At 59.0% G+C, this 2,566-nt stretch carries 3 protein-coding genes and 1 pseudogene; all 4 read left to right on the top strand.

The window, feature by feature from the left end; genetic code table 11:
- The coding region (locus SPHV1_RS24010; protein WP_156367455.1) for a Tn3 family transposase at positions 1–400 on the top strand (400 nt) is incomplete at its 5' end.
- Between the two features lie 36 nt (positions 401–436).
- Complete coding sequence (locus SPHV1_RS24005) at positions 437–1,087, top strand: UPF0149 family protein (RefSeq protein WP_054948509.1); 651 nt, start codon at positions 437–439, stop codon at positions 1,085–1,087.
- On the top strand, positions 1,084–1,539 hold the full coding sequence (locus SPHV1_RS24000; protein WP_231634852.1) for a hypothetical protein: 456 nt from the start codon (positions 1,084–1,086) through the stop codon (positions 1,537–1,539). Before SPHV1_RS24005 ends, SPHV1_RS24000 begins: the two co-directional genes overlap by 4 nt.
- A gap of 776 nt (positions 1,540–2,315) precedes the next feature.
- Positions 2,316–2,566: pseudogene (locus SPHV1_RS23995) on the top strand (hypothetical protein); the annotation flags it as partial.

Below are 2,566 nucleotides of genomic sequence, written 5' to 3'. Positions count from 1 at the left end.
GGCCGCTATCGGATACGTACTGCGCGAAGTTGGCCGGATCGAGCGCACGCTGTTTCTCATCGACTGGATCCTCGATGCCGACATGCAGCGTCGCGCCCAGATCGGGCTCAACAAAGGCGAGGCGCATCATGCCTTGAAGAATGCGCTGCGGATTGGCCGCCAGGGCGAAATCCGGGATCGCACCAGCGAGGGGCAGCGCTTCCGGATCGCCGGGCTCAAACTGCTGGCCGTCATCGTGATATTCTGGAATACCTTGCACCTGCACGAGGCCGTTGAAGCTCGGCGCCGGGATGGCCTCGATGTGCCTCCCGAATTGCTTGCCCACATCTCACCATTGGGCTGGGCGCACATTCTGCTGACCGGTGAATATCTCTGGCCCAAGGATGCTGAGCCGGTGTAGGCAAGATCGGATTGTGAGTATCGTCAAGGCATTGCGATGGCAAAGACAGCGACAAAACTGCCCAGCGACAGGGTGATCCGCGCCCTGCTGGCCAAACACGATTGCCCGGTTGGCTATCACGAGGTTCGCACCCGACTGTTGGGCGCCATCGCCAGTCCCGATCCTGACGTGAAGCCCATGACGGTGATCGCCGACCTTTGGGGCGGGGAATTGCCCGAGTTCGACAGTATGGAAGACGCCAATGAACTGCTTGGCACACTCGTGATGGCGCTATGGAACGAACTGGCAGCGCACCAGGATCCCAAGACACCATTCAAGGCCATGCCGGTGCCGATGGAGCCGACCGCGGCCAATCTCGGCAATTTTGGTCTGGTGCGCGGTCAGGAGGCAGAAGGGTTTGTCGAAGGGCTGTTCAACGGTGCCGAAGAATCTGGCCTTCCCGAACGGGCACACGAAGCCGTCACGCATTTAGGCGAAATCAGGGCCATGATGCTTGGTGTCGCCGACCTTATCGAACGCACCGCTGGCGAGCCTGAGGATCGCGCGCAAATCAAGGAAACTATCCAGCATTTGCGCACCATGACTGAGATCATGGAGACCGAAATCCACGCCGCCGGTCTCGCCTGCGTGCGTGTGCGGCAGCAGGGCCTTCCCGGCCTTACCGCGCCGTGGCCAACCCGACATTGAAACCCACGCAGGAAATGGACGCCGAGCAACAGCTGCGCGAGAAATTGCGCAAAATCGAGGCCCTGTTTGCTGGGGCGGCAACCGCCGGTGAAAAAGCCGCAGCGGGCGCCGCCGCTGAGCGCATACGGCGCCAATTTTCTGACACCAAATCGCGAGAAAAGGCCGAAGAGTTCAAATTTTCCATTCCAGACCCGTGGTCGCGCCAATTGTTCACCGCCCTATGTCGCCGTTATGGGCTGCGTCCGTTCCGCTACACGCGCATGCACCGCCAGACGGTCATGGTTCACGCCCCCGCCAGCTTCATCAACAACACACTGTGGCCGGAATTTCAGGAATTGAGCGACGCGCTCAGCGCCCACCTGATGATCATCACGGAACGGATCATCCGCGAGGAGGTTTACGCCACTACCGGGGAGGCCGACGAAATCCCCGAGCCAGCACGTCTGCGATAACAATTCCGTTTGACGATTCGCTTAGGGTGTCATTTCGCCCCCTGCCGGAACTGACCCCAACATCCTGTCAATCAGCCCGCGCCTGAGAAGGCGGCCGACGAACACGAGATCGAAGACTTCACTGGTGTCTCCCGACGAATTTGTCCCGCCTGCCGCTGCGGTCACATGATCTATATTGAAGTGCTTGAACGGATTTCGCCATCACCAGGGCCCCAATTCTGGCTGGAAACATCATGACAATCCTCCATCGGCCACCGATGATCGCCCCAATCGCCGGGTTCAAAAGGCTATAGCCAGCTTGTCGCCTGAGCCAGAAACTGGCGCGAACAGCCTCAATTCGACCGCCTTGCCAGCTTCCAACCTGGTTTTACAGCCTACGGCGCCACTCGCCACAAGACGATGCTGTCGGTCAAAATGCTCGCCGGCATATCTTGAAAGCCGGTTGCTCCATACAATCCCCATAGGCGCAACGCTGCGCTGGCGGCTTCGTTCAACACGCTTTTAGCTCACCGCCGCGGCAATCAGGCTGTGCCCTCTCCCTTGCGTCGCGCGCCGCGGCGCCAACCTAAAAGCGCTCTTCATTATGTGAAAATGTGCCATATCGAATTGAACCAAATGGCATTTTAGATGAACAAGCGCTGTTGACACTGACACAATCCGGACAACCTGAGTCCGCCGGACGTCGGCGCGGGTCGAACACAGTGCATACTATGCAATCTAGACAATTGGTGCAATCGGTGCGATAAAGGATCCAGATTGCAGTATGGAGTCATCCCGTGCCGAGCCTTGCCGCAGATAGCCTACCTCTCCGGGGATTGAGTGCCGGCGACGTGCGCGCTGCGCTGAAGAGCAGCAATCCAAAGGCGCGCTCCAGCGATCTTAACATGATGGCAGAGATCCTCTCCTTTGTTTCAGGCGTTATCGCCGAACTCCCGAAGGCGGAGCAAAGCGAACTCGCGCGCGAAAAAGATGAGGTCCGCCGGATCCTGATCGAAGCCGTTCATAGCGGCCGACCCGAAACGCGGGT

The sequence above is a fragment of the Novosphingobium sp. KN65.2 genome (assembly GCF_001368935.1).
Classification (GTDB): Bacteria; Pseudomonadota; Alphaproteobacteria; order Sphingomonadales; family Sphingomonadaceae; genus Novosphingobium; species Novosphingobium mathurense.
Note: the sequence above shows the minus strand (reverse complement) of the source record. Positions and strands in the feature narration are given on the sequence as shown.